The sequence below is a fragment of the Streptomyces cyaneofuscatus genome (assembly GCF_033109485.1).
GTDB classification, from domain to species: domain Bacteria; phylum Actinomycetota; class Actinomycetes; order Streptomycetales; family Streptomycetaceae; genus Streptomyces; species Streptomyces cyaneofuscatus.
The window spans coordinates 3227434-3246698 of the sequence record NZ_CP137002.1 but is presented as its reverse complement, the minus strand read 5'-3'; the positions used below and the strand labels follow the sequence as shown (position 1 = coordinate 3246698).

Annotated in this window: 15 protein-coding genes; 10 read left to right on the top strand and 5 right to left on the bottom strand. The window is 71.3% G+C overall.

From position 1 onward, the window contains the following. The 3 genes from R2B67_RS13945 (at position 1) to recQ (ending at position 5411) form a co-directional block, all read left to right on the top strand. Positions 1–1572, top strand: a complete 1572-nt coding sequence (locus tag R2B67_RS13945; RefSeq protein ID WP_317818193.1) for an NADH-quinone oxidoreductase subunit M — start codon at positions 1–3, stop codon at positions 1570–1572. Beyond that, positions 1569–3233 carry an NADH-quinone oxidoreductase subunit NuoN gene (gene nuoN / locus R2B67_RS13940; protein WP_317818192.1) on the top strand — a complete coding sequence of 555 codons (1665 nt, stop codon included), beginning with the start codon at positions 1569–1571 and terminating at the stop codon, positions 3231–3233. Before R2B67_RS13945 ends, nuoN begins: the two co-directional genes overlap by 4 nt. Before the next feature lie 126 nt (positions 3234–3359). After that, a complete protein-coding gene (recQ, locus tag R2B67_RS13935) occupies positions 3360–5411 on the top strand; it encodes a DNA helicase RecQ (protein ID WP_317824847.1) in 2052 nt (683 codons plus the stop codon). A gap of 25 nt (positions 5412–5436) precedes the next feature. Here recQ and R2B67_RS13930 read toward each other — a convergent pair whose 3' ends face one another. The 5 genes from R2B67_RS13930 to R2B67_RS13910 all read right to left on the bottom strand — a co-directional run bounded on the left by R2B67_RS13930 (position 5437) and on the right by R2B67_RS13910 (position 11825). Continuing rightward, a complete protein-coding gene (locus R2B67_RS13930; protein ID WP_317818190.1) occupies positions 5437–6045 on the bottom strand; it encodes a Uma2 family endonuclease in 609 nt (202 codons plus the stop codon). 117 nt (positions 6046–6162) lie between these two features. After that, a complete protein-coding gene (locus tag R2B67_RS13925) occupies positions 6163–6852 on the bottom strand; it encodes a GOLPH3/VPS74 family protein (RefSeq protein WP_317818188.1) in 690 nt (229 codons plus the stop codon). Beyond that, positions 6849–8078 carry a fumarylacetoacetase gene (gene fahA / locus R2B67_RS13920; RefSeq protein WP_317818184.1) on the bottom strand — a complete coding sequence of 410 codons (1230 nt, stop codon included), beginning with the start codon at positions 8076–8078 and terminating at the stop codon, positions 6849–6851. Before fahA ends, R2B67_RS13925 begins: the two co-directional genes overlap by 4 nt. Before the next feature lie 172 nt (positions 8079–8250). Further along, on the bottom strand, positions 8251–10245 hold the full coding sequence (locus R2B67_RS13915) for a CocE/NonD family hydrolase (protein ID WP_317818183.1): 1995 nt from the start codon (positions 10243–10245) through the stop codon (positions 8251–8253). A gap of 80 nt (positions 10246–10325) precedes the next feature. Continuing rightward, positions 10326–11825, bottom strand: coding sequence for a peptide MFS transporter (locus R2B67_RS13910; protein ID WP_317818181.1), 1500 nt, complete (start codon positions 11823–11825; stop codon positions 10326–10328). 159 nt (positions 11826–11984) lie between these two features. Between R2B67_RS13910 and R2B67_RS13905 the strand changes: the two genes are divergently transcribed. From R2B67_RS13905 to R2B67_RS13875, 7 genes are all read left to right on the top strand, one after another. Further along, a complete protein-coding gene (locus tag R2B67_RS13905) occupies positions 11985–12995 on the top strand; it encodes a polyprenyl synthetase family protein (protein ID WP_030562047.1) in 1011 nt (336 codons plus the stop codon). A 285-nt stretch (positions 12996–13280) separates the two neighbouring features. Next, positions 13281–14546, top strand: a complete 1266-nt coding sequence (locus R2B67_RS13900) for a LolA family protein (protein ID WP_317818179.1) — start codon at positions 13281–13283, stop codon at positions 14544–14546. A 122-nt stretch (positions 14547–14668) separates the two neighbouring features. Next, complete coding sequence (locus R2B67_RS13895; RefSeq protein WP_317818178.1) at positions 14669–15676, top strand: ABC transporter ATP-binding protein; 1008 nt, start codon at positions 14669–14671, stop codon at positions 15674–15676. Continuing rightward, positions 15663–16580 (top strand): ABC transporter permease, encoded by a 918-nt coding sequence (locus tag R2B67_RS13890; RefSeq protein ID WP_317818177.1) that lies wholly within the window; start codon positions 15663–15665, stop codon positions 16578–16580. The genes R2B67_RS13895 and R2B67_RS13890 overlap by 14 nt, the downstream gene beginning before the upstream one ends. 254 nt (positions 16581–16834) lie before the next feature. After that, the gene (locus R2B67_RS13885) at positions 16835–17425 is read left to right on the top strand and encodes a TetR/AcrR family transcriptional regulator (RefSeq protein ID WP_018510668.1); all 591 of its coding nucleotides are present in this window, start codon (positions 16835–16837) and stop codon (positions 17423–17425) included. 37 nt (positions 17426–17462) lie between these two features. After that, the gene (locus R2B67_RS13880; protein WP_317818175.1) at positions 17463–18125 is read left to right on the top strand and encodes a TetR/AcrR family transcriptional regulator; all 663 of its coding nucleotides are present in this window, start codon (positions 17463–17465) and stop codon (positions 18123–18125) included. A gap of 195 nt (positions 18126–18320) precedes the next feature. After that, the gene (locus tag R2B67_RS13875; RefSeq protein WP_109979125.1) at positions 18321–19211 is read left to right on the top strand and encodes a lipase family alpha/beta hydrolase; all 891 of its coding nucleotides are present in this window, start codon (positions 18321–18323) and stop codon (positions 19209–19211) included. The last annotated feature ends 54 nt before the right edge of the window (positions 19212–19265 follow it).

The window sequence follows — 19265 nt, the reverse complement described above, 5'->3', positions numbered from 1 at the left end:
ATGTCCTTTCCCCTCCTGACCGCGACGGCGGCGCTCCCGGCCATCGGAGCCATCGCCACCGCCGCCGTCCCCGCCGCACAGCGCACCGTGGCCAAGTGGGTCGCGCTGTTCTTCTCGCTGGGCACGCTCGTCCTGGCGGGCATCGTCTTCGCCCGCTTCGAGCCGGGCGGCGACCGCTACCAACTCACCGAGTCCAAGGCCTGGATCGCCGACTTCGGCGTCCGGTACGAACTGGGCGTGGACGGCATCGGGGTGGCCCTCCTCGGGCTCACCGCGCTGCTGATCCCGTTCGTCATCGTGGCCGGCTGGCACGACGCCGATCCTCTGGAGACGAAGTCCTCGCGCTGGCGCCCCACCCAGGGCTTCTTCGCGCTGATCCTCATGGTCGAGGCCATGGTGATCCTGTCGTTCCTCGCGACCGACGTCTTCCTCTTCTACATCCTGTTCGAAGCCATGCTCATCCCGATGTACTTCCTCATCGGCGGCTTCGGGGACCGGGCCCACACGGGCAGCGACGAGAACGCCGCGAAGCAACGCTCGTACGCGGCGGTCAAGTTCCTCCTCTACAACCTGGCCGGCGGCCTGATCATGCTGGCCGCCGTCATCGGGCTGTACGTGGTCGCGGGCAGCTTCTCGCTCTCCGAGATCGCGGCGGCCCGGGCCGACGGCACCCTGGAGATGGCGACCTCCACCGAGCGGTGGCTCTTCCTCGGGTTCTTCCTCGCCTTCGCGATCAAGGCCCCGCTCTGGCCGCTGCACACCTGGCTGCCCAACGCGATGGGCGAGGCGACCGCACCGGTCGCCGTCCTCATCACCGCGATCGTCGACAAGGTCGGCACCTTCGCGATGCTCCGCTTCTGCCTCGGGCTCTTCCCGGAGGCCAGCAAGTGGGCGACCCCGGTCGTCATCGCCCTGGCGCTCGTCTCCATCGTCTACGGAGCGCTGCTCGCGGTCGGCCAGCGCGACATCAAGCGGCTCATCGCCTACGCCTCGATCTCGCACTTCGGCTTCATCATCCTCGGCATCTTCGCGATGACCAGCCAAGGCCAGTCGGGCGCCACGCTCTACATGGTCAACCACGGCATCTCCACCGCCGCGCTGCTGCTGGTCGCCGGATTCCTCATCACCCGGCGCGGCTCGCGGCTCATCGCGGACTACGGCGGGGTGCAGAAGGTCGCCCCCGTGCTGGCGGGCACCTTCCTCATCGGCGGTCTGGCGACGCTGTCGCTGCCGGGGCTCGCCCCGTTCGTCAGCGAGTTCCTGGTCCTCGTCGGGACGTTCAGCGCCTACCCGGTGGCCGGGATCATCGCCACCTCCGGCATCGTGCTCGCCGCGATCTACGTCCTCGTCCTCTACCAGCGGACGATGACCGGCCCGGTCGCCGAGTCGGTCCGCACCATGCCCGACCTCAAGGCGCGTGAGCTGGTGGTCGCCGTACCGCTGATCGCGCTCCTGCTCCTCCTGGGCGTCTTCCCGAAGCCGCTCACCGAGGTCGTCAACCCGGCGGTCCAGCACACCATGTCCGACGTACAGAAGAAGGACCCCCAGCCCGAGGTGGAGGCCGCCAAGTGAGCGCAACAGCTGTCCACAGCCTGTGGACGACGGCGAGCGGGGTGACATCCGCAGCCCCGGGGGACCGCTTCACGGCGCCCACGATCGAGTACGCCCAGCTCGCGCCGGTCCTGATCATCGTGATCGGCGCCGTCCTGGGCATCCTGGTCGAGGCCTTCGTCCCGCGTAAGGCCCGCTACCACGCCCAGCTCCTGCTGACCGTGGTGGCGCTGGCCGCCGCGTTCGCCGCCGTGGTCTCACTCGCGGCCGGCGGGTACGCCACCACGAAGGCCCAGATCGCGGCCATGGGCGCCATCGCGATCGACGGCCCCACCCTGTTCCTCCAGGGGACCATTCTCCTGGTCTCCGTGGTGGCCGTCTTCACCTTCGCCGAACGGCGGCTCGACCCCACGGCCCACGGCAACCGGGTCGACTCCTTCGCCGCCCAGGCCGGTACGGTCCCCGGCAGCGACGCCGAGAAGGCCGCCGTCCGCGCGGGCTTCACCACCACCGAGGTCTTCCCGCTGGTCCTGTTCTCGGTGGCGGGCATGCTCGTCTTCCCCGCCGCCAACGACCTGCTGACCCTCTTCATCGCGCTGGAAGTCTTCTCGCTCCCGCTCTACCTCCTCTGCGCCGTCGCCCGCCGCAAGCGGCTGATGTCGCAGGAGGCGGCCGTGAAGTACTTCCTGCTCGGCGCGTTCTCCTCGGCGTTCCTGCTCTTCGGGATCGCCCTCCTCTACGGCTACGCGGGCTCCCTCTCGTACGCCACCATCGCCAACGTCGTCGACGGCTCGGTCCTGGAGATCGACCCCGCCCTCGCCGGCACCATGGGCAACGACGCGCTGCTGCTCATCGGCGGCGCGCTGATCCTGGTCGGCCTGCTCTTCAAGGTCGGCGCCGTCCCGTTCCACATGTGGACCCCGGATGTCTACCAGGGCGCCCCGACCCCGGTCACCGGCTTCATGGCGGCCGCCACCAAGGTCGCCGCGTTCGGCGCGCTGCTGCGCCTGCTGTACGTGGTCCTCCCCGGGCTCACCTGGGACCTGCGGCCGGTGCTGTGGGCGGTGGCCATCATCACGATGCTGGGCGGGGCGATCGTCGCGATCACCCAGACCGACATCAAGCGGCTGCTGGCCTACTCCTCGATCGCGCACGCGGGCTTCATCCTGGCCGGTGTCATCGCGACCAGCCCGGAGGGGGTCTCCTCGGTCCTCTTCTACCTGGGCGCGTACTCCTTCGTGACGGTCGGCGCGTTCGCCGTGGTCACGCTGGTACGGGACGCGGGCGGCGAGGCCACGCACCTGTCGAAGTGGGCCGGGCTCGGCCGCCGCTCACCGCTGACCGCGGCGGTCTTCGCGGTGTTCCTGCTGGCCTTCGCCGGGATCCCGCTCACCTCGGGCTTCTCCGGCAAGTTCGCCGTCTTCAAGGCGGCGGCGGAGAGCGGCGCGGGCGCGCTGGTCGTGGTCGGTGTGATCTCGTCGGCGATCGCGGCCTTCTTCTACATCCGCGTGATCGTCCTGATGTTCTTCAGCGAGCCGAAGGCGGACGGCCCCACGGTCGCCGTCCCGTCCCCGCTGACGATGACGACGATCGCGGTGGGTGTGGCGGTCACGCTGGTGCTGGGCCTGGCCCCGCAGTTCTTCCTGGACCTCGCGGGCCAGGCGGGGGTCTTCGTGCGGTAGGCGGAACGCACAGCGAACAGCGCCGGACGGTCTTTATCCACAGACCGTCCGGCGTTGTCGTAGGAGCCGCCTATCGTGGTCGGGGACGGAGAGCAGACGGGGTACAGAGCATTGGGAAGCGTGACCATGGATGTGACCGGGACGGTGACCGGCAACGGGACCGACACCGCGGACCTCTCCGAGACCGAGGCGCAGCGGACGCTGCACCGAGTCTTCGGATACGACGCGTTCCGCGGCGAGCAGGGCGCGGTCATCGAGCATGTGGTGTCCGGCGGGGACGCCGTCGTGCTCATGCCGACCGGTGGCGGAAAGTCCCTCTGCTACCAGATCCCGTCCCTGGTCAGGCGCGGTACCGGGGTCGTGGTCTCCCCGCTGATCGCTCTCATGCAGGACCAGGTCGACGCCCTGCGCGCGCTCGGTGTGCGGGCCGGCTTCATGAACTCCACGCAGGACTTCGACGAGCGCCGCTCGATGGAGGCGCAGTTCCTCGCGGGCGAGCTGGACCTGCTCTACCTGGCGCCGGAGCGGCTGCGGCTGGACTCCACGCTCTCGCTGCTGGCCCGGGGCGAGATCTCCGTCTTCGCGATCGACGAGGCGCACTGCGTCGCCCAGTGGGGCCACGACTTCCGCCCGGACTACCTTGCCCTGTCCGTGCTCGGTGAGCGCTGGCCCGACGTCCCGCGCATCGCCCTGACGGCGACCGCCACCGACGCCACGCACCAGGAGATCACCCGCCGGCTGGGCATGCCGGAGGCGAAGCACTTCGTCGCCAGCTTCGACCGGCCCAACATCCAGTACCGGATCGTTCCGAAGTCCGACCCGAAGAAGCAGCTGCTCACCTTCCTCAAGGAGGAGCACGAGGGGGACGCGGGCATCGTCTACTGCCTCTCGCGCGCCTCCACGGAGAAGATCGCGGAGTATCTGACCCGCAACGGCATCAACGCCGTGCCGTACCACGCGGGCCTGGACGCCTCGACCCGCGCCACCCACCAGGCGCGCTTCCTCCGCGAGGAGGGCCTCGTCGTCGTCGCGACCATCGCCTTCGGCATGGGCATCGACAAGCCGGACGTCCGCTTCGTCGCCCACCTGGACCTCCCGAAGTCCGTCGAGGGGTACTACCAGGAGACCGGCCGCGCGGGCCGGGACGGGGAGCCGTCGACGGCCTGGATGGCGTACGGACTCCAGGACGTCGTCCAGCAGCGCAAGCTCATCCAGGGCGGCGAGGGCGACGAGGCCCACCGCCGCCGGGCCGCCGCCCACCTGGACTCGATGCTGGCGCTCTGCGAGACGGTCCAGTGCCGCCGGTCCCAGCTGCTGACCTACTTCGGCCAGGAGCCCACGGCCGCCAACTGCGGCAACTGCGACACCTGCCTGACCCCGCCGGAGACCTGGGACGGCACGGTCGTCTCGCAGAAGCTGCTCTCCACGGTGGTCCGCCTCAAGCGCGAGCGGAACCAGAAGTTCGGCGCGGGCCAGATCATCGACATCCTGCTCGGCCGCAAGACCGCCAAGGTCATCCAGTTCGACCACGACCAGCTCTCCGTCTTCGGCATCGGCGAGGAGCTGGCCGAGGCGGAGTGGCGCGGCGTGGTCCGCCAGCTGCTGGCGCAGGGCCTGCTCGCGGTCGAGGGGGAGTACGGCACGCTGGTCCTCACCGACGACAGCGCCACGGTGCTCGGCCGGGAGCGGGAGGTGCTGCTCCGCAAGGAGCCGAAGAAGCCCACGACCCGCTCGTCGTCCTCGGCCGGCGGCTCCAGGTCCGCCAAGGGCAAGGCGGCCGCGGCCGACCTCCCCGCCTCCGCGGTCCCGGTCTTCGAGGCGCTGCGCGCCTGGCGCGGCGCGACGGCCAAGGAGCAGGGCGTCCCGGCGTACGTGATCTTCCACGACGCGACGCTGCGGGAGATCGCGACCCTGCACCCGTCCTCGCTCGCGGAGCTGGGCGGGATCAGCGGCCTGGGCGAGAAGAAGCTCGCGACGTACGGGGAGGGCGTCCTGGAGGTCCTGGCGGAGACGTCCCCCGGGGCGGCGGCCGCTCCGGAGGCTCCCGCCCCGACGACCCCCACACCCCGCGCGACGGCCCCGGCCCCGGCCCGCACGAAGGCCCCCGCAGCCCCCGCAGCCCCGCAGCACAGCGACCCCGAGTTCGCCTGGGACGAGGAGCCGCCCGAGTACGAGTGAGACGCGGCCAGGGCGGCGGCGGGACCTACTCCGGGCCCGCCGCCCGGCGTCGGGCCGTGATCGCCGTGAGGTCCAGGTCGACGGGGAACGGCACCGACACCTTCATCCGGTCATGGAAGATCCCCGTCGAGGTGTACGCCCCGGTGGCCGGCTCCCGCTCGAAGACGTACACGACGGCCCGCCCGTCGTGGTTCTCCACCCGCCAGTAGTGGGGGATCGTCGCGCGGGCGTACTTCACGGGCTTGGTCTCCCGGTCGCGGGACCGGGACTCGGGGGAGACGACCTCGATGGCGAGGCGCACCGACTCGGCGGGGAACCGGGTCTGGTTCGCATCCCGGATGACGTCACCGTCGATGACGATCACGTCCGGTTCGGGACGGTTGTAGCGGTCGATGTCGATGGTGAACTCGCGCACGACCTCCAGCTCAGGCGGGGCCAGCGACTGCAGCTGCCAGTTGAAGAAGTCGACCGCCCGTGAATGGAACAGGGTCTGCGGACTCACGAAAACGAGGCTCCCGTCGATCAGCTCCGTGTGCGGAGGCAGATTCGGGAGTGTGTCCAGGTCATCGGCGGTCCAGCCGCCCTCGGGCGGGACCGCCCACCGCGGCTCGGAGGCCTCGGGTTCGATGCTCATCATTGCTCCCATGGGGAGGAGTCTCGCGGGCCTGACCAGCGTATCCGCCGGAAACCGGATAAGGCTCCCCCGAACGTGTGACCGCATCACGCACCGCTGACCGACCCCGCCGCCCCCTCAGTCACCGCCCCCGCCGCAGCCACCCCCGTCCCCGCCGTCGACCCAATCGCCGTCGCCCCCGTCGGACTGGTTCCGCTTGACGTTGTGGTGGACGGCCGACGCCGTCCACTCGGAGCGGCGCAGGACCTTCATCGCCGTGCGGCCGGGGCGGCCGTTGCGGGTCAGTTCGCCGGCCAGGCCGATCGCGGAGACCAGGGCGGCCAGGAGGCGGTCGCGGTGGTCCGGGTAGCCCGCCGTCTCGGCCAGGGTGAACCGCCTGCGGACGCCCGGTACGAGGTCCGGCAGGACGGGGAAGTGGCGGTGGGACGGGAACAGGCCGAGGAAGCGGCGGGTCTCCCGGGAGAGCACGGAGCGTTCGACCAGGGAGTCCAGGCAGGCGTCCCGTACGTGCTTGTCGAAGTTGTCCACCCAGTGCCGGGCGCGCATGCCTGAGCGGCGGCCCTTGGCCTGGGGCAGGGTCCGCAGCAGGGCGGCGAGGAGCGGGTCGGCCGGGTCCAGCGGGTTCACCACCTGGACCCGTCCGCGCTCCTCGCGTATGCGCCCCTGGAGCTCCAGCTCCGCGAGGGCGGCGCCGGCCGTTCCGTACGCCAGGGAGGCGGCCGTGCACAACGGCTTGCCGCTCCCCGGGTTCAGGGTGAGCAGGATCAGCTCCTCGGGGAGCGTCAGTGCGGGGGCGGAAGCGTTCATGGTGCCGTGACGATCCTGCCGGTCACATCGCCGAGGCCCACGCGGGTGCCGTGCGGGCCGGGGGCCCAGGCGGTCAGCGTGACCGTGTCGCCGTCCTCCAGGAACGTCCGCTTGCCCTCGGGGACTTCCAGCGCGTCGCGGCCGTTCCAGGTGAGCTCCAGGAGGGAGCCGCGCTGGGTGGTCTCGGGGCCGCTGACCGTGCCGGAGCCGTACAGGTCCCCGGTCCGCAGCGACGCGCCGTTGACCGTCATGTGGGCGAGCTGCTGGGCGGCCGTCCAGTACATCGAGGCGAACGGCGGCTCGGCGACGACCTGGCCGTTGATCTCGACCGTGATCCGGATGTCGAAGCCTCCGTGCTCCTCCTCGTTCGCGTCGTCGAGGTAGGGGAGGAGCGGAACGTCCCGGGTCGGCGGGGCGGTGCGGGCCGCGTCCAGGGCCTCCAGCGGGGTGACCCACGCCGCTACGGAGGTGGCGAAGGACTTGCCGAGGAACGGGCCCAGCGGCACGTACTCCCAGGCCTGGAGGTCGCGCGCCGACCAGTCGTTGAGCAGCGAGAGCCCGAAGACGTGCTCGCGGAAGTCGGCGAGCGGGACCGGGGTGCCGTGGGCGGAGGGGACGCCGACGACGAAGCCGACCTCGGCCTCGATGTCCAGCTTCACCGAGGGCCCGAAGACCGGCGCCGGGTCGGTGGGCGCCTTGCGCTGCCCGCTGGGCCGCACCACGTCCGTGCCGGAGACCACGACGGTGCCGGAGCGCCCGTGGTAACCGATCGGCAGGTGCTTCCAGTTGGGGGTGAGCGCGTCGCCGTCCGGCCGGAAGATCTGCCCGACGTTGGTGGCGTGGTGCTCGCTGGCGTAGAAGTCGACGTAGTCCGCGACCTCGTACGGCAGGTGCAGGGTGACCGCGTCGACCGGGTGCAGCAGCGGCTCGATGTCCGCGCGGTGGCCCGGGACCGTCAGCCAGGCGGTGAGCGCGCGGCGCACGTCCCGCCAGGCGGTGCGGCCCGCCGCGAGCAGCGGCGTCAGGCTCGGCTGGGCCAGCAGCCCGGCGTACGGGGAGCCGAGCGCGTGGGCGGCGGCGCCGGCGTCCAGCACGTGGTTGCCGATGCGGACGCCGACCCGGCGGTCCTCGGGGTGGTCGGGGGTGGAGAACACACCGTAGGGGAGGTTGTGCGGGCCGAAGGGGTCGCCCTCGGGCAGGTCGAGCGGGCTGCTCTGCTCGGGCATGTGTTGCTGCCTCGCTTTCCAGGTCGTGTGGAGGACACGTTACGTCGGAGGTTCTACCCCACGGCAGTGCCCCGACTATCCCCGACTATCACCAACTGTGCGTATTGCCCGGAAAGTTCGAAGGGTCCCCCGGAAATCCGGGGGACCCGACCACGTAACACACCGCCCGCTCTCAGCCCGCCGTGCGCGGAATGCGCTTCTCCCAGGTGCGGTGGAAGACGACCTCGCCGCCGTCCTTGCAGATCACCTCGTTCGAGGTGATGAAGTCGTTGTCGTCGGCGGCGATCTCCGAGCGCGTCTCGACCTCCACGTCCCAGGACATCTCCGGCCGGTGCAGCCGGATCCGCCAGTCGGAGCGGGTGCGCGCGGAGAGCGGGTCGTCCTGCTGGATCGTGTACGTCTCCAGGGCGTCCTCGGTGAATTCCAGGCCGTCGGGGTAGACCCGCGTACCGCCGTAGCGCGGGTCGACCTCCAGCCGCCACTCGCCCTTGGCGACGTCACGGACGACGAGCCGTTCCGGGCGCGGCTCCTCCAGGGTGACCGGGTAGACCACGCCGAGCGGTTCGGCCTGTTCCGGTTCGCCGAAGGTGATCGCCGGGTCCTCGGTGTGGCGGCGCACCGGCAGTTCGACGAAGCTGCCGTCCGCGTCGAGCGTGAACCCGGCCGAGCCGGCCTGCGGCCAGATCCAGGGCCAGTACGAGGAGGAGACCGCGAGCCGGATGCGGTGGCCGGGCGGGAAGGTGTGGCCGATGCCGTTGAGGTCGAAGACCACGTCCTCGGTATCGCCGGGCGTCCAGTCGTCGGTGCGGTCGCGGCCGTGCCGGGCGGCGAGGTTGAGGACGCCCCGGGTGACCAGGGTGGAGGAGCCGTCGGGCGCCACGTCGCAGAGCCGGGCGATGGCCTGGCCGCGCGGGACGTCCATCCGGAGGCGGAGCTTCACCCGGGGCCGGCCGAGGATCTCGATCGGCGCCTCCTCCACCGGGAACTCGAACGACACCGACTTCGCGTCCTCGTCGCGCTGGTCCGGCGGCAGGTCCGCCTCGTTGCCGAACGGGAAGAAGCGCCCCGCGTCCAGGCCGGTCTGCTGCGGCGAGGCGACGATCCGCTCACCGCCCTGGAGCGCGTACGCCACCGGGGAGATGTTCTCCGAGGGCCAGGAGGCGTCCCCGACCCAGCGCCCGGGCAGCGTCTCGTACACCGTGGCCGGCGGGTGCGAGCCGCTGATCCAGGACCGCAGCAGCGGCTCCCGCATCACGCCCGTCTCCTTGCCCTTCAGGTGCTGGTCCCACCAGCGCAGCGTCTCCTGGAGGAAGCCGATCGCGGGCCCGGGCGGCAGCCCCCGGTCCGGGTACTGGTGCGACCACGGGCCGATGATCCCGCGCACCTGCCCGGGGTCGAGGTGCTCGACCAGGCGCAGGACGGTGTCCCGGTACGGGTCGTGCCAGCCGCCGACCGCGAGGACGTTCGCCTTGATCGCCCCGTAGTCCTCGCAGACGCTGCCGTGCTTCCAGTAGGCGTCGCGGCTCTGGTGGGCCAGCCAGGTGTGGATGGGCGGCTCGACGGCCTCCAGCCGCTTCAGCCACATCTCCTTCCAGTCGTCGCCGATCTGCGCCGGGTCCGGCGGGCGGGAGACGAAGGCGAGCATGGTGGCGGCCCAGGCGTGCATGTCGACGGCGAGGACGGAGCCGCCCATGTAGTGGACGTCGTTGTCGTAGCGGTCGTCGGCCGAGCAGACGGTGACGATCGCCTTCAGCGGCTCGGGGGCGAGCGCGGCGATCTGGAGCGAGTTGAAGCCGCCCCAGGAGATGCCGAACATCCCGACCCGGCCCGAGCACCACTCCTGCTGGGCCAGCCAGTGGATGACGGCGACCCCGTCGGTGAGCTCCTGCGCGTCGTACTCGTCGCCCGGCAGCCCCTCGCTGTTGCCGTGGCCCCGGACGTCGACCCGTACGGAGGCGTAGCCGTGGCCCGCGTACCAGGGGTGGCGCTGCCAGTCGCGCGGGGCGGTCCAGTCGCCGAGCCGGTAGGGCAGGTACTCCAGCAGCGCGGGGACCGGTTCGTCGGTCAGGGGCCGCCAGATCCGGGCGTAGAGCCGGGTCCCGCCGGGCAGCGGGATGTAGACGTCCTCGCGGGTCGTCTCGTACGGGAACTCGGTCGTGATGTTCATGGGTCACCTCGGTGGGGGACGGGGGACGCCTCTGCGGGGCTGCTGGGGGCTGGTGGACGGGGTGCTCGGGGGCATACGGCTCAGTGGACGGGATGCATCGTGCGCTTCAGCCAGGGCGCGGCGGCGATCATCGCGACGCCCGCCGCCACGGCGATCGCGCCGTTGACCCCGAAGTAGGCGGGGGTGGAGACCTCGCCGTACAACTTCACGACCTGCGCCTGGATGCCGTTGGCGACGGCGAGGGACAGGAACCACAGGGCCATCGTCTGGCTGGCGAACGCCTTCGGGGCGAGCTTGCTGCTGGCCGAGAGGCCGGAGGTCTCCAGCAGCACGTCACCGAGCCCGAGCAGCAGATAGGAGCCGACGATCCACCAGGCGGCCATCCGGAAGGTGTCGTCGGCGTGCCCGGAGGTGGGCAGGACCATCAGCAGGAACGACAGCCCGCCGAGGATCACACCGAAGGCGATCTTGTTGGAGGCGTGCGGCTGGCGGCGGCCCATCCGGACCCAGGTGGCGGCCACGACGGGCGCGAGCGCGACCTCGAAGGCGCCGAGCGCGGAGGCGTACCAGCTGGCCGGGAAGGTGAAGCCGAGGATCTCCGTGCGGGCGTTGGTCGAGGCCAGCAGGATCATCGTGGAGTACGCCTGGAAGAGGATGAAGTTGAAGACGACGGACCCCAGGAAGAGCACGACGTACGGCCGCAGCCTGCCGCGCTCCTCGGCGGTGACCCGCGGGCTGCGGAACATCACCACGAAGTACGTGATCGGCGCGATGACCGAGATGACCGTGAGCACGTCCACGAACCGGTCGATGGTGAGCCACCCCGCCAGCGCCAGGGCGGTCGCGAGGACGGCGACCACGACGGCCCCGCCGATGATCAGCCGCACCGCGCGGCGCATGGCCGCCGGGGCGAGCGCGAATTCGGCGCCCTCCTTGCGTCCGACCAGGTGACGGCGGCCCGCCACGTACTGGATCAGGCCGAGGGTCATGCCGATCGCGGCGGCCGAGAAGCCCCAGTGCCAGCTCGCGTGGTCGCCGAGCCAGCCGGTGATCAGCGGTCCGGCGAAGGCGCCGATGTTGATGCCCATGTAGTAGAGCGCGAAGCCGGCGTCACGGCGCTCGTCGTCGGTGCGGTAGAGCTTGCCGACCATCGAGGCCACGTTCGGCTTGAGGAGCCCCGTCCCGGCGCTGATCAGCCCGAGCCCGACCCAGGTCATCGCGTCGGTGGGCACGGCCATGGCGTAGTGGCCGCAGGCGATGAGGATGCCGCCGTACAGCACGGCCCGGTACGAGCCGAGGATCCGGTCGGCCAGCCAGCCGCCGGCCACGGAGACCAGGTAGACGAGGGTTCCGTACGCGGCGGACACGGACGCGGCGGTTCCGGGGTCCATGCCCATGCCGCCGCCGGCGACGGTGTCGGCGAAGAACAGCACCAGGATCGCCTGCATGCCGAGGAACGAGAACCGCTCCCAGACCTCCAGGCCCGACAGGGTCATCAGACCCCGTGGCTGGCCGAAGAAGGCGCGGTCGTCCTCGGGCGGGGGCCGGTCCGGCTCGGTGTCGGCAGCGGTGTGGGACAAAGCGGAGACTCCTGATCGTATGAGCTGATCCCGAACATACCGGCGGTGGTGGGAAGCCGCCCACGGTGATCCACAGGAGACCGGATACGCTGAAGTCGATTTGGGATCCAGCGACACATCGACAATGAGTGTGATCGTCAGCAGACAGGAGATGCCCTCGTGACCGTCGTCGGGCCGTTCGGACTGCACGTGCGGGACCAGGCTCTTGAGGCCGACGTCCAGACGGGCCTGGCCGCTGTCGAAGCGGGGCTGCTCGAAGCCACCAAGAGCGATGTGCCCTTCATCACGGAGGCCGCCCAGCACCTGGTGCGGGCCGGGGGCAAGCGGTTCCGCCCCTTGCTGGTCATGCTCGCGTCACAGTTCGGTGACCCCGACGCGCCGGGTGTCGTCCCCGCGGCCGTCGTCGTCGAGCTGACCCACCTGGCCACGCTGTACCACGACGACGTGATGGACGAGGCCGACGTACGCCGCGGGGTGGAGAGCGCCAACACCCGCTGGGGCAACTCGGTGGCCGTCCTCACCGGCGACTTCCTCTTCGCCCGCGCCTCCCACATCCTTGCCGACCTCGGCCCCGAGGCTGTACGCATCCAGGCCGAGGCGTTCGAGCGGCTGGTCACCGGCCAGATCCTGGAGACCGCGGGTCCGCGCGACGGCCGCGACCCGGTCGACCACTACCTGGACGTGCTCAGCGGCAAGACCGGCTCGCTGGTCGCCGTCTCCGGCCGGTTCGGCGCGCTGATGGCCGGCGCCGACGAGCGGACCGTGGACATCCTCACGCAGTACGGGGAGCGGCTCGGCATCGCCTTTCAGCTCGCCGACGACGTCCTCGACATCGCCTCGGACTCCCACGAGTCCGGCAAGACCCCCGGCACCGACCTGCGCGAAGGCATCCCCACCCTGCCGGTGCTGCGGCTGCGCGCCCAGGCCGCGGAGGACGGCAAGCCCGACGACCTGGAGCTCGTCGAGCTGATCGACGGCGACCTCGGCGACGACGACACCCTCGCCGAGGCGCTGCGCCGACTGCGCGCCCACCCGGCGCTGGAGCAGGCCCGCCAGGACACCGTCCGCTACGCCCAGGAGGCGCGCGCCACGCTGGCGCCGCTGCCCGAGGGGTACGCGAAGTCCGCGCTGGAAGAGCTGTGCGACGCCGTGGTGCACCGCGCGGGCTGAGCGTACGTACGGTGCCTTCCCCTGGTTCACGCGCGGCGCGTTCCCCTGGTTGACGACGCGTCACCCAGTAGGCCTCCCGGGGCCCTACCCCTACGGGATGGCTGATGCGCCCCGTCCGGTTGTCATACCGGAGCAGTAGTCAGGTTGATCCCGGGGGCTGACGCTTCAGACCGCCCGATTTGGTCAGATGGATACCAACCACTCCTGACCACATCGGGTGAGAATGGCGGCAGGGAGTGGACGAGCAACCGGACGGAAGCCGCCGACCACGGAGGTAGGGCACACATGGCACCGAACGACAGCGCGGAGACCATCGGCGAGGCCACGGGCACTGTCGTGGGCCGCCGGAAGGCGGCGCGCTACATCGTCCCCGTCGCGGTCGCGGGGGTGGCGGCCGCGACCATCGGGCTCGTCCCGGCACTCGCGAACGCCGGCGACCCGGACCTGCCGAAGATCAGCGCACAGGAACTCATCGAGAAGATCGCCGCTTCCGACGAGGAGCAGCTCTCCGGCACGTTCAAGATCAGCACGGACCTCGGTCTGCCCCTCGACGGCCTCGCGGGATCGTTCCTGCCGGGCGCGGACGGCGAGGGCAAGGACGGCGGCGCCGCCGCGCCGGAGGACAAGCTCATGGAGCTGACGTCCGGCACGCACACGCTCCGGGTGGCCGTCGACGGCCCGGAGAAGCAGCGGCTCTCCATCCTCGGCAAGGCCTCCGAGTACAGCGTCGTCCACAACAGGGGCGAGGTCTGGGCGTACGACTCGGAGTCCGACGAGGTCTACCACGCCGAGGCACCCGAGGGCGCGGGCGCCTCGGGCGCCGAGAAGGAGGCCCCGAAGGCTCCCAAGGGCGTCCCCGCCACCCCGAAGGACTTCGCCGAGCAGGCGCTCGCGGCGGTCGGCGACACCACGTCGGTCACCGTGGACGGCACCGCGCAGGTCGCGGGCCGCGACGCGTACCAGCTGGTCATCAAGCCGAAGCAGGAAGGCTCGACGGTCGGTTCGATCCGGATCGCGGTGGACGCGGAGAACGGCGTACCGCTGAAGTTCACGCTGGCGGCGGCGGCCGGCGGCAAGGCCGTGGTCGACGCGGGCTTCACCAAGGTGGACTTCGCGAAGCCCGCCGCCTCGTCGTTCGACTTCACCCCGCCCAAGGGCGCCAAGGTGACGGAGGCCGACGAGCTGGAGACCGGCAAGGACGAGCACGGCAAGGCGCAGAAGGCGCTCCCGGACCAGCTCTCCGGCCAGATCCCCGGCCTGGAGGGGCTGGAGAGCGCCGAGGGCGTCAACGTCCTCGGCAAGGGCTGGACGTCGATCGCCGCCATCGAGATCCCCGGCGGCAAGGGCCTGCCCACGGCGGGCTCGGGCGATGTCCCGGCCGAGGCCCAGGGCTTCCTGGACGCGCTCGGCGACAAGGTCACCGGGAAGTTCGGCTCGGGCACGGTCTTCAAGACCCGCCTCGTCAACGCGCTGCTGACGGACGACGGCAAGGTATATGTCGGAGCGGTGACGAAGGACGCGCTGGTACGGGCGGCCGACGGCGCCAAGTAGGGCCTACGGGACACCTGGGCGCCAAGTAGGGCTCACGGGAACCAACCCGGTCGTTCCGCCCCGTCGCGCACCCGCGCGGCGGGGCGGTCCGGCCCCCGCATGTGCTGAGAGGTGCGACCGGCATGACGGAGACAGCGGCGGCTGAGGGCGCGGACACGGCGACAGCCCCGACGGACGCGGCCCGGTCCACCACCGCCCCCGTCATCGAGACCCGCGGCCTCACCAAGCGCTTCCGGGGCGGCCGGCTCGCCGTCGACGGCCTCGGCCTCACCGTCCCCGGCGGCAGCGTCTTCGGCTTCCTCGGCCCCAACGGCTCCGGCAAGACCACCACCATCCGGATGCTCATGGGCCTCATCGACCCCACCTCCGGCACGGCCACGGTCCTCGGCCGCCCCATGCCCCGGGCCGCCCGTACGGTCCTCCCGGAGGTCGGCGCGCTGATCGAGGGGCCCGCGCTGTACGGCTACCTGAGCGGCCGCGACAACCTCCTGCGGTATGACCGGGCCGACCCCACCGCCGACCCGCGCACCCGCCGGGCCCGTATCGACCACGCCCTGGACCGGGTCGGCCTCGCCGCCGCCTCGGCCAAGAAGGCGAAGGTGTACTCCCTCGGCATGAAACAGCGCCTCGGGCTCGCCGCCGCCCTGCTCCGGCCCCGCCGCCTGCTCGTCCTGGACGAGCCGACCAACGGCCTCGACCCGCAGGGCATGCGCGAGATCCGCTCCCTGGTCCGGGAGCTGGCGGCCGAGGGGACCACGGTGTTCCTCTCCTCGCACCTGCTGGACGAGATCGAACAGGTCTGCACGCACGCGGCGGTGATGGCCCGTGGCCGGCTGCTGGCCCAGGGCCCGGTCGCCGAACTCGCCGCGAGCGCCCGCGGCAGGCTCGCGGTCACCACCCCCGACCCCGCCGACGCCGCCCGCATCCTCAAGGAGCACGGCCTCGGAGGCCTGAGCGTGGACGGCGACCGGCTGACCGCCGACGCCCCGCCCGCCACGGTGGACCTCGCGGATCTCAACGCGGCGCTGGTGGGCGGCGGGGTGCGGGTGCGGTCGTTCGGGATCGAGGGCGGGTCGCTGGAGGACGCGTTCGTGGCACTCACGGGAGAGGGATTCGATGTCGCAGGCTGAGGCCCCCACGGCTCCGGAGAACACCGGGCCCCGCCCCCGTAACCCTGGCAGCCCCCGTAACCCCCTCTGGACCCTCGGAATCCTCCGCTCCGAGGTCACCACCACCCTCCGCCGCCACCGCACCTACGCGCTCCTCGCGGTGCTCGCCGCCGTCCCCGTACTCATCGGGATCGCGGTCCGCATCGAGACGGGCGGGGGCGGATCGGGGTCCGGGGGCGGGCCGGACGGGGGAGGCCCGGCGTTCCTGACGCAGGTCACCAACAACGGGCTCTTCCTGGTCTTCGCCGCCCTCGCGGCCACGCTCCCGGTCTTCCTCCCGATGGCCGTCGGCGTGGTCGCGGGCGACGCGATCGCGGGCGAGGCGAGCGGGGGGACGCTGCGCTATCTGTTGGTCGCACCGGCCGGCCGGACCCGGCTACTTCTGGCCAAATACGCCTCGGTCCTCACCTTCTGCCTGGTCGCGACCTTCGTGGTGGCGGCCTCGGCGCTGGCGGTCGGGGCGCTGCTCTTTCCCGTGGGGGAGGTCACGACGATCTCCGGCACCCGGATCAGCTTCGGCGAGGGCCTGGTGCGGGCCGGGCTGACGGCGGCGGTCGTCGCGGCCTCCCTGGTCGGGTTCGCCGCGCTCGGCCTGTTCGTCTCGACGCTGACGGACAGCGGGATCGGGGCGATGGCGGCGACGGTCGGGCTGCTGATCACGGTGCAGATCCTGGACAGCATCCCGCAGCTGAGCGGCATCCACCCCTACCTGTTCCCGCACTACTGGATGTCGTTCGCGGACGTCCTGCGCGAGCCGGTCCACTGGGAGGAGCTCACCAAGAACTTCCAACTCCAAGGCCTGTACGCGGCGGTGTTCGGCTCGGCGGCCTGGGCCCGCTTCACGGCGAAGGACATCACGGCCTGAGCCGGGCAGGGCGGTGGTCCGATGGCGGGACCGGGAGCGGTCGTCCGGTGGCCGGATCGGATCGGTGGACGGTCGTCCATGCCGTCGGCCGGGCGAGCCGTCCCCCGATCGGCTCGTCGCGGCACGAACGGCACGAACGGTGCGGAGGGTGGGAACGACACGACACGGTACGTTCCGTTTCCGCTTGGGTATTGTTCGGCCTATGACGACTACCTGTCAATAAGGAATGGCTGAAACCCCCCTATGCTCACCGAATGATCACACCGCCCAGTAGCCTGCGCCGCAGCGAGAGATCACGCCGCGCGACGCTGCAGGCCGCGCTCGACCTCTGCACGGAGAAGGGGTACGGGCACGTCACGGTGGAGGCCATCGCGGCCCGCGCCGGTGTCAGCAAGAAGACGATCTACCGCTGGTGGCCTTCAAAAGGGGCGGTGCTGCTGGAGGCGTTCACGGACGCGCTGGTGGATGCCACGCCGTTCGTGGACACCGGTGACATCGGCGCGGATCTGCGCGCCCACCTGGCGGGCGCGGTGAAGCTGCTCACCGTGCCGCCCTTCGGCCCGGCCTACGCGGGCATCCTCTCCGAGCTCCACCGCGACGACGTCCTCGCGCAGGCGTTGAAGGACCAGCTGGTCGACCCGCGCGTGGAGCAGGCGGTGGCCCGGCTGCGCAGCGCCCAGGACCAGGGCCAGATCCCGCCCGGCGCGAACCTCCCGCTGGCCGTGGAGATGCTGTACGGCCCCCTCTACTACCGCCACCTCCTGCGTAAACCGGTCCACGACGAGGAGACGATCGCCGCCCTCGTGGCCCATGTGCTGCGCGCGCTGGGGGCGCCGGGGTACTAGGAGCTGTCCTGTCGGAGGCCCCCTGTATGTTGGGCTGGTGGTCGGCGCAGAGGTGAACGGCAAGGGCCCGGGAGGCCGGCGGATCCGAGGTCTGGACGCCGAGGAGCGGCGCGCGAGGCGCCGTGAGGACCTGCTGGACGCGGCGCTGGAGCTGTTCTCCGCGCAGGGGTACCAGGACACCTCGATCGAGCAGATCTGCAAGCGGGCCTACGTCGGGACGAAGAGCTTCTACGAAGTGTTCACCGGCAAGGAGAACCTGTACCTGGCGCTGCTGGACCGGATCGTCGTGGACGTGACCGGCCGGCTGACCGCCGCGCTGGACGCGCTGGGCGACGACGAGGACGCGACCGAGGCGGCGCGGCGGCTGATCCGACACTTCGCGGACGCCTTCGTGGACGACGTACGTGTGGCGCGGGTGACGTTCGGCGAGGGCCGTGCCGTCACCCCGCTGGCGGAGGTGCACCGCCGCACCAACCGCCGGTGGGCGGCGTCCTTCGTCGAGACCGTCTGGCAGCGCCTCGGCCTCCCGGTCGCCCCGCACGCGCATGTGGTGGCCATGGGGCTGATCGGCGGTCTCTTCGACATCATCGCCGACTGGCTCCTGGACGGTGACACCGCGCGACCCGACGACCGCGCGGCCCTGCAGGCCGGACTCGACCGCTTCTACACCGTCATCAGCGCGGGACTCGCCACTTCCTGACGGCCCGCCACACCTGCGCCCAGGCCCCCGCCACACCTTTCCCAGGCCCCCGCCACACCTGTTCCCAGGCCCCCGGCGTGCCCTCCCGGCACCGGGTCCGGAACCGCGCATCTTTTTTGGAAACGATGCCTTGTTCCTAACAATGCCCCGTGCTCTACTTCCGGGTAACCCCACCGCGAACAGGGAGTCGCCCGCATGGCAAAGCTCCGCACGTTCCTGACGGTCCTTCTGCTGTCCGTCCTCGCCTCGACCACCCTCACGACGACGGCCTCGGCCGAGCCGGCCTCGGCCGGAACAGCTCCGGCCGGCACAGCCCCGTCCTCGGGATGGAACAACTGGTCCTGCCGCCCCAGCGCCGCACACCCCGAGCCCGTGGTGCTCGTCCACGGCATGGGCGCCAACCACTGGGACAACTTCCTGACGCTGGCGCCGACGCTCCGCGCGAACGGCTACTGCGTCTACTCGCAGACGTACGGCAAGACCCTGCTCGGCGGCCTCGCCGGCGGGCTCGCGCCGATGGCCGACAGCGCCGCCGAACTGAGCGCGTTCGTCGACCGCGTGCGCGCCGCGACAGGAGCTTCGAAGGTCGACATCGTCGGCCACTCCGAGGGCACCACCGTCCCCGCCTACTACATGAAGCACCTCGGCGGCGCCGCGAAGGTCGACGACTTCGTCGGCTTCGGCTCCAACTTCAAGGGCACCACCCTCAACGGCCTCGCGACTCTCGCCGAGGCGCTGAAGCTCCAGGGCCTGCTGACCGGTGTGGGCTGCGGGGCCTGCACGGACTATCTGCCGGGCTCGGCCTTCCTCGCCAAGCTCAACGACGGTCCCGTCGCCGTACCCGGGCCGACGTACACCACCATCGTCACCCGCTACGACACGGTGGTCACCCCGTACACCAGCGGACTGCTCGCCCCCGCGCCCAACGTGACGAACATCGTGCTCCAGGACAAGTGCGGGCTGGACTTCGCCGGCCATCTCGGCCTGGCGATCGACCCGAACGTCGCCCAACTCGTCCTGAACCGTCTCGACCCCGAAGGGTCCAAGCCCTTCCGGTGCCGCCTCTTCACCACCCTCGGCATCTGACCGAGTCACCGACCGTGACGGCACGGCACTCTTTCGGCCTCCGTGCCGTGCCGC

Excerpts from the sequence above, each read along its gene's own strand:
- fahA (WP_317818184.1), bottom strand. The coding sequence starts at position 8,078 with ATGCCCGAGCAGAGCAGCCCGCTCGACCTGCCCGAGGGCGACCCCTTC.
- R2B67_RS13945 (WP_317818193.1), top strand. The coding sequence starts at position 1 with ATGTCCTTTCCCCTCCTGACCGCGACGGCGGCGCTCCCGGCCATCGGA.
- R2B67_RS13875 (WP_109979125.1), top strand. The coding sequence starts at position 18,321 with ATGGCAAAGCTCCGCACGTTCCTGACGGTCCTTCTGCTGTCCGTCCTC.
- recQ (WP_317824847.1), top strand. The coding sequence starts at position 3,360 with ATGGATGTGACCGGGACGGTGACCGGCAACGGGACCGACACCGCGGAC.
- R2B67_RS13885 (WP_018510668.1), top strand. The coding sequence starts at position 16,835 with ATGATCACACCGCCCAGTAGCCTGCGCCGCAGCGAGAGATCACGCCGC.
- R2B67_RS13930 (WP_317818190.1), bottom strand. The coding sequence starts at position 6,045 with ATGAGCATCGAACCCGAGGCCTCCGAGCCGCGGTGGGCGGTCCCGCCC.
- R2B67_RS13900 (WP_317818179.1), top strand. The coding sequence starts at position 13,281 with ATGGCACCGAACGACAGCGCGGAGACCATCGGCGAGGCCACGGGCACT.
- R2B67_RS13925 (WP_317818188.1), bottom strand. The coding sequence starts at position 6,852 with ATGAACGCTTCCGCCCCCGCACTGACGCTCCCCGAGGAGCTGATCCTG.
- R2B67_RS13895 (WP_317818178.1), top strand. The coding sequence starts at position 14,669 with ATGACGGAGACAGCGGCGGCTGAGGGCGCGGACACGGCGACAGCCCCG.
- R2B67_RS13890 (WP_317818177.1), top strand. The coding sequence starts at position 15,663 with ATGTCGCAGGCTGAGGCCCCCACGGCTCCGGAGAACACCGGGCCCCGC.
- R2B67_RS13915 (WP_317818183.1), bottom strand. The coding sequence starts at position 10,245 with ATGAACATCACGACCGAGTTCCCGTACGAGACGACCCGCGAGGACGTC.